The organism is Algibacter sp. YIN40, from assembly GCF_057219435.1.
Genome location: NZ_JBXVVC010000006.1, coordinates 1 through 9,063 on the forward strand (window position 1 = coordinate 1; position 9,063 = coordinate 9,063).

General features: G+C 37.0%; 3 protein-coding genes. All 3 read left to right on the forward strand.

What is annotated here, in order from left to right; translation table 11 throughout:
• Nucleotides 1-424 (forward strand): T9SS type A sorting domain-containing protein (locus AC2D6V_RS15315; protein ID WP_484649941.1); only part of this gene is annotated, 424 nt, incomplete at its 5' end.
• A 189-nt stretch (nt 425-613) separates the two neighbouring features.
• Nucleotides 614-6,967, forward strand: a complete 6,354-nt coding sequence (locus AC2D6V_RS15320) for a choice-of-anchor D domain-containing protein (RefSeq protein WP_484649944.1) — start codon at nt 614-616, stop codon at nt 6,965-6,967.
• 230 nt (nt 6,968-7,197) lie between these two features.
• Nucleotides 7,198-9,063 (forward strand): M14 family metallopeptidase (locus AC2D6V_RS15325; RefSeq protein WP_484649947.1); only part of this gene is annotated, 1,866 nt, incomplete at its 3' end.

Here is a 9,063-nt window from a genome sequence, read left to right on the forward strand (position 1 = left end):
GCTTTGTGCGTCTTCAGCGCCTGCTGGCTATAGTGCTAACAATACCGATTGTAATGATTCCGATGATACCGTAAATCCAAATGCCACAGAAATACCTGGTAATGCCATTGACGAGGATTGTGATGGTGAAGCACAAACTGCTCTAAGTAACGAAAAATTTGATGTTGTCAATATCTCAGTCACACCTAACCCGTTTTCTGACCATTTAACAGTAAATCTGCCAATAGCGTTTAGAAATGACACATTTAATATTAAATTATATGATATTAATGGAAGAAAAGTTATAGATCGTAAGACATTATCGTTAATAAACAATAAGCTTGTTATAAGTAATCTTAACGAACTTTCTCAAGGGGCTTATTTCATTAAAATTACCAATCTGGCCTCCCAAAAAAGCGTTGTAAAGCAAATAATTAGGTTTTAGAGGCCATAATTACTTAAAAAACGAGATAAACAAAAAGAAGTCTCGTTTTTTAAGTAATTGATTATCAATATTTTAAAATACTAAATAACCGTTCATCGATTATTTTTGTATTTCATGGAGTTAAGTGCTATGTTTGTGGCATAGGTTTTTATAAAACTTAATTAGTCCCAAACTAAAACTTAATCTCTCATGAAGAAAATTACTTATGTAATAACATGTTTAATGTTATTTGTATTTTGCCTAACGGGGAATTCGCAAAATCAAGATATCAATATACGAGGAAACTCCATTGATATCCCAAATGGAGATATAACACCAATTCCTGCTGATAATACGGATTATGGAAGTATTGGTACAGGTAGTAGTATTGTACATACCTTCGAAATACAAAATACTGCTACTGGCTCAGGAAATCCGGCAAACAATAGGCTAACTGTAAATAGCATTAGTGTTTCCAATACCACGGATTTTACATTAACAAATAATATAACAACTATTAATCGGGAGATTTCCGATACTTTCACTATAACTTTTAACCCAACTGTTACAGGACTGATAACAGCTATCGTAACGATTACAAGTGATGATCCTGACGAAGGTACATGGACATATACCATTCAAGGGACTGGAACAGCTCCATCACCAGAAATAGACATTCAAGGCAACGCAACATCTATTGCAAATGGAGATGCAACCCCTGATGTAGCAGACGACACCGATTTTGGTCAAATAGACATTGCTGCAGGAACTGTAGTTAATACGTTTACAATCATTAATACAGGTGCTTTAGATTTAAACCTTACAGGAACTAGTCCAACTTATGTAACAATAACAGGAGTAGACGCTGCAGACTTTAGCCTTACAGCAAATCCTACAACACCAATAACATCTGGGGGTGGTAGTACCACATTCAATATAACATTCGACCCAACGACATGTGGAATCAAGAATGCCACTGTTACAATCGCTAATGACGATAGTGACGAAAACCCATATACCTTCGATATACAAGGTGAAGGAACAGCAAGTGTAACAGGTTCACAAAATATTGATGTTACAGGAAACGCAATAACGATTCCAGATGACGATACGACGCCAATTGTAGCGGACAATACCGATTTTGGAAGCTTAAATGTTGGGTTTTCAAATATAAACACCTTTAGGGTTCTGAACACTCATACGGGAGGTAATCCAAGTAGCAACCAATTAAGTATAAGTAGTATTACAGTATCTGGAGCGCATGCTGGCGATTTTTCGGTAACTAGCGCAATTACAACTATTAATAGAGATAGCTTTGAAGATTTCACTATTACTTTTATGCCAAGTGCCCTAGGATTAAGAACTGCAACCGTTACCATCGTGAACAACAGTTCGGTTTGTAGTGAGCAGCCCTATGTATTCGATATACAAGGAACAGGAACACCTCCATCTCCAGAAATAGATGTTTTTGATGATGCAAACAATCCTATTAGTGATGGCAGTACAGATAGTCCAGCAGCACTAAACCAAACTGCTTTTGGTTCAACAGATTCATTATCACCTATTAGTACAGAGTATACTATTGAAAATAATGGTTCATTAGTTTTAAACATCAGCTCCATAACAAGTGATAATGCTGACTTTGCCATAACAATAGCACCTTCCTCAACTGTTGCATCCGGCGGAAGTACAACCTTTACAGTAACTTTTACACCATCTTCGGTTGGTATTATTACAGGTACGATTACCATTGCAAATGATGATAGTGACGAAAACCCGTATACATTTACCGTTCAAGGGGAAGGTACAGCTGCACCACCAGAATATACCGCTTATTATGAAAATTTTGATGCCGATAATGGCGGATGGACAGCAGTAACATCTACAGGAGATTCTTGGTTATGGACCAATGCGTTTCCCGCTACAGCTATTGAATTAGCTGAAGGAGGTTTTTGGAGATGTTCTACTTACGACAACTATTTAAGTAATGTAAATATTGTGGTTGAAAGTCCGCAGTTAGATTTTACTGGAATAGATAATATTCGTTTAAGTTTAGATGTTAAATATAAAACTGAAAGTGGTAATGATGGTATGCGCATATTATATTCCGTTGCTGGCGGTGCTTATACACCACTTGGTGCTAGCGGATCTGGTACAAACTGGTACGAAGGAAATGTAAATGCTCTAAGTGCTGATGGATGGAGTAATAATAGTCACCCGACTAATACCGCTTTTACACACAATAAATTTATTAGAGCCTCCCTTACCCTATCTGATGCTACATTTGCTAACCAAAGTAATGTTAGATTTAGAATAGAATTTAGCTCTAATGGTTCTGGCACAGATGATGGTGTTGCATTTGATAACTTTAGAATTGAAGCAGATCCTAGCACGCCATTAAGCGATTCCGCTGTTGCTCCAGCCAATATTACTTCAAATTTAAGATTATGGCTTAAAGCAAATCAAGGTATTGCCGCTACGGATGGTACGGCACTAACAAATTGGGAAGACCAAGCATATGTTACAACTTTAGATAAAGAAGATGCTACTGCAGCCGCTTCTTTAGCTCCTATTTATAGAGACAATGGGACAAGAAACATGAATTACAACCCTGTACTCGACTTCGACAATAATAATGTTGAGTATATGAATGGTAAAGGTGGTTTTTATTCTACAGAATATTTCGCAGTATTTAGAAGTGATGATGTGGTAGATACGCAAACAGGAAGCTTTAGTCCAGGAAGGCAATTTGCCGTTGGAGGACGTTACAGCGATGATAATTTCCATGAAGATCCTTCTGGATTGGGTATGGGAAGTACCTCTGCCCGTTTTACGGATGAGATTTTGTCGCATAATGTAAACTCATTCCCTAATGGATCTTCTGCACCAAACGATAACTCATACGGTAGAGCGTATACTACAAATACAGAAACATATCAGAATCATGTATTAATAGTTAATGTAAAATCTGACCCAGCAAGAACTTCAACCGAAATCTATAAAAATGGTAAACGTGTTGATAATGCTACCGGTACTGCTGGTAATGGAGCAGATTTAAACTTTAAAGAGTTTAGCAATACTCCTTTGTTAGTAGGAACAGGTAGAAGTGGTTTAGCCGGACGTACAACATCACAAATGAATGGTATGTTAACCGAAATTATATCTTATACTTCACCAAATTCAGCTTTAAATCAACAAAAAATACAAAGTTACTTAGGTGTTAAATATGGTGTAACCTTACAAAATTCTGCAAGTACAGCAACTACCTATAGATTCAACGATGTAGATTATATTGATTCTCAGGGTGCAGTAGTTTGGGATACTAGTGTTAATAATGGACACAATTACGATGTTGCAGGTATTGGTCGCGATGACGCATCTTTGTTAGATCAAAGACAATCTAGAAGTCAAAATGATGAATCAGATATTGATGGTCCTACTACAGGATTTTTAACCATGTCTTTGACAAGTACTTATGCAACAAATAAAGAAAATATTGCCAACACAACTGCTTTAAGTGATAGACAATTTTTAATGTGGGGAAATAACAATGCCGATATTAATGGTTCTGCTATTAACGTAACTGTAGATATGAGTGAAGACATCGTTGGAGTAAAACCTACCACTAATGTTTCATTTACAGCCATTCCTAGGATATGGAAAGTTGTCGAAAATGGTAACGCTGGTGATATTCCAGCGGTAGAAGTTTCAATTCCCGTAAGTGCTGTAAGAACAGCTGCACCACCAGACGGTCGCTATTTAATGTTTATTTCTGCCACTGGAGTTTTCGATCCAACTGCAGACTATCGTGTAATGACAGAATCTGGAGGTAATTTATATGCCCAATACGATTTTGACAATACAGAATACATCACATTTGGCTGGGCTCCAGAAGAAACTTTTGAACGTTCCATATTTTTTGATCCAGCTAATGGTCATTATGTTGATGTGGAAGATAATTTAGACCTAACTCCTGCGAACTTTACAATATCGGCTTGGATTAAAAGAGAAACTAACTCCTTGAATAAATCTATTGTTTCTAAAAGAGACGCAGCATACACAGAAGGATACGACCTTAAAATCAATGCTACAGGACATGTTGAAATGTCATGGCAAAATGGTGGTACCCAAACTATTGTATCAGATGTTGTAATACCAGAGAATGAATGGCATCAAGTAGCAGTAATATACGATGGTTCAACAGCTAATCTTTACATCGACGGTGTTTTAGAAAAAACAGAAACCTTAGCGCCACCAGTGAATACTTCGCAATCATTCTTTATTGCAGCAGCTGGTAAACTAACCCCTGGTGCCTATTTCCATGGGAATATAGATGAAGTTCGCGTTTGGGATACTGCCTTAACAGTAGATCAATTGCGATATATTATGAATCAAGAAATCACAGATAATTCTCTTAACGTCGGTCCAGGTTATTTCATCAGTCGTCTAGTTAACCCAACTAAAGATGAAACATCAACCATACCATGGTCTAGTCTAGCTGGTTATTATCCAATGTCTACATATACCTACACCAATACAAAAGATGAATCTGGCAAAGGTAATCAAGGTGCTTTAAAAAACTTAAAAACAGTAGATTGGCAAACGGCTCCGTTACCTTACATATCTGCACAAGATGGCGATTGGAACACAAACGCGTCTTGGACAAATGGTGATGTACAAACTATTCCTGGAGCGACTGCATTGGCAGATAATACGGTGACGGTAGACTGGAATATTGTGAGAACTGCACACATTATAACCATGGATAACTCATCGTTACCAGCAGGTAATAATGGTAACAGATCGGTGTTAGGCTTATTTGTAGATTCTAACGAATTAACTTTAACTGGTGACAATAGTTCTGGCACTGGTAATGGATTAACCGTTACACATTATCTTAAAATGGATGGTGATATTGATCTTGAAGGCGAATCTCAACTAATTCAATCAGAAGATAGTGATTTAGATGTTACAAGTTCGGGAACAATTGAAAAAGATCAACAAGGTACAAGAGATTTGTTCACCTATAATTACTGGTCTTCTCCAACAGGTGTTAGCAATACTATAACAAATAATAATTCATATACAGTACCAGATATGTTGAGTGATGGATTAGTATCATCAAATCCACTATCACTTACATTTTCTGGATCTGGTTATAATGGATCTCCTGGAGTAGCCAATACGACTGGTGCAACCATTGCAGACTATTGGATATGGAAATACGCCAACAGAATTGGTAATACCTATTCGCAATGGCAACACATGAGAAGTACTGGAACAATTTTAGCAGGTGAAGGATTCACCATGAAAGGTGTTGCAGATACAGGTGGTGCCATTACCCAAGAGCAAAATTATGTTTTCAATGGTAAGCCCAATAACGGTGATATTACCCTTACTGTTGCTGCTGGCAATGATTATTTAGTCGGTAATCCATACCCTTCAGCTATAGATGCAGATGAGTTTATTCTAGATAATATAGCCGACAGTGGTGGTAGAAATGCCCAAAATGTAATAAACGGTGCACTTTATTTCTGGGATCATTTTGCTAGTAGTACGCATGTATTGAGATCCTACCAAGGGGGTTATGCTACATACACGTTAATGGGTGGTTCGCCAGCTATTAATAACGACACCAGAATTAATGCCACTGGATCAGTAGGCACTAAAACTCCTGGACAACATGTACCAGTAGGGCAAGGTTTCTTTGTCTTTGCCAGAAATACTGGAGAATCGAATACTGTTGTACCTGTTGGCGGTGATATCACTTTCAAGAATAGTCAGCGTATATTCCAAAGAGAATCTGGAGGTTCTTCATATTTCTTAAAATCGGGTAACACAAAAGGCAAAACCGCAGCTTCAAAATCTGAAGCCGATATTAGAGAAAAAATCAGAATTATGTTTGATTCTCCTCAAGGATTCCACAGACAACTATTGGCTGGTGTAGACTCTAATGCAACCGATGGATTTGATATTGGGTATGATGCTAATCTATTTGAATCGAACAATGCAGATATGTTCTGGACCTTAGATGATAATAGTAAACTAATTATTCAAGCAGTAAACAACTTTAATGTTGATAGAATATTATCTTTTGGAGTTAAAACTAATGGGGATGGTATTTCAACTTTAAGAATTGAAGCATTAGAAAACATCCCTGCTGATAAAAATATTTATGTTCATGATAAAGACTTAGACATTTATCAGAATTTAAAAGAAGGAAGCTACGAGGTTTATCTAACTGCAGGAACACATTTAGGTCGTTTTGAGATTACTTTTGAGCCAGGTGAATCTCCTTCGTTAGGAACTGATGATATTGAGAATTCGACTTTAAACACCTATTATTCTAACGAAAAAGGCAGCTTCATACTTCATAACCCTAACCTTAAAGATATTGAATCTTTGGAAGTATTAAATATTCTAGGACAATCGATAAGCAAGTATAACAAAATAGAAAAAGAAAATTACCAAGAATTTAAAACTAGCAATGTAAGTGCTGGAACTTATATCATTAAGTTAAAAACTGTTGATGGCACACTTTCTAAAAAAGTATTAATAAATTAAGTTTTAGTTGGACTTTAGTTTGAGTTAGTCACAGACCCCAAATCTACCATTAATTCAGCTAAATATTTTGAGTCTCAAATTAATTTTTGAGACTCTTTTTTGTATAAAACTATTTTTTCAAAAAAAGGGATAATAGTTTATTAACAACAATTTGTTATTAAACAACAACAGCTTCGTTGATTATGCAATTTTAAAACATTATTTTTAGCAAAACCTTAACTTAATTAAAAATGAAAAGAAAAATATCCCTCTTTCTCGCAATCTTGTGCTTAAGTTTTTCTTACTCACAACAAGAAAATTTTAAACGCGTAGTAATCTCTAATCCATCAAATCAACTATTATCCAACCTCAGCAGTCAGGGTATCGATTTAACCTGTGGTGCTGTAAAGACGATTAGTGGCTTACAGCTCGAACTTTCTGAAAGCGAATTGCAAAACGTTTCTAAATTAGGCGTACCATATAGAGTTCTTATTAATGATCTCTCCAAATTCTATGCTGATAGAGCTCAGAAAAATCTACCGCGTGCCAAACAAGAACTACAATCTCAAAAATACAGTACTGCTAAAGCTGGTTTTGGTAAAAGCAGTGTATCTAATATTCTCTTTGATAATCTAGGCCAATACAATGGCTGTGATGAAATTAACTGGTCTACCCCTACTAATTTTAAACTTGGTAGTATGGGTGGGTGTTTTACCGTATCAGAAGCGCTAGCCGAACTAGATCTTATGCGTTCTCTTTATCCAAACCTAATCTCCATAAAAGCGGATGCATCAACAACCAATCAAACTACAATTGAAGGCAGAACGACCTATTTTGTGCGTATCTCAGACAATCCGGACGTTGATGAAGCCAATGAGCCAGAGACCTTATATACAGGAATGACACATTCCAGAGAGGTCTCCAGTCTTATGAACCTGATGTACTATATGTGGTATATTCTTGAAAACTATGGTTCAGACCCTGCTATTACTTCCTTGGTGAACAATCAAGAACTATACTTTATCCCAATAGTAAACTCTGATGGTTTAGCATATAATGAATCTATCTTACCCAACGGAGGAGGCCTGCAACGTAAAAATAGAAATATCTATGGTGGTAGCTGTGGCACAACTGCCGAAGGCGTTGATTTAAATAGAAACTTTGGGTATTACTGGGGCAATGGTGGTTCTTCTACCAATGTCTGTAATGAAACCTATAGAGGCCCTACCTTCTTTTCTGAACCTGAATCACAAATTGTTAAAGATTTTTTCATGGATCATGATTTTAAATTGGTACTTAATCACCACTCCTTCAAAAATGCCATGCTTCATGGATATGCTGGAGTGGATCCCGCTACATTGGATGCCGCTGGCGTAGACAGACGTGAGGATGAGTTTGCTAAGTACAATCATGATATGACGCACTTTAATCGTTATGCCTATGGTCCTAGTACACAAATTAGTGCTCTTAACAGTGGTAATATGAACGATTGGATGATGGGGCCTGCCGTTGCAGGTTCTACAGGTGGTCCTGGGGCTGGTAAAGATACCATGGCATGGACTCCTGAAAATGGCTCTGGATCTGAAGCTGGTTCTACAGGTAGTGGCTTTTGGCCAGACCCACTATTTATCGATGATATTGCACGTCGTGCTATGAGAGCCAATTTCCTTGCAGCTTACTTTAGTGGAAAATATGCCAAACTTATTGATTTAACATCGTCTAATATTACATCCTTAAATGGTAATTTCGACTTTGGTATTGAATACTTAGGACAAACCGATAGTGATTTTAATCTCACTGTTACGCCTATTTCATCTAACATCACTGGACTAACTAGCCCTGGCACACAAACAGGAATGGCAACACTTGAACAACGTATTGTTTCAGCGCCTTATACTCTTGATGGAAGTATTCAACCCAATGATGCTATTGAATTTAAAGTGGCTCTTAGTAATGATGATGGCCTTATTTATGAAGCTAACATTATTAAATATTATACCCCTACAGTGCTTTTTGAAGATGATGAAGAAACCAACGGCATATCTAACTGGACTGCTTCTGGTGGCTCCTGGGGAACTACCTCTGATGCTTTTTCTGGTAGTGTTGCTATTACAGAC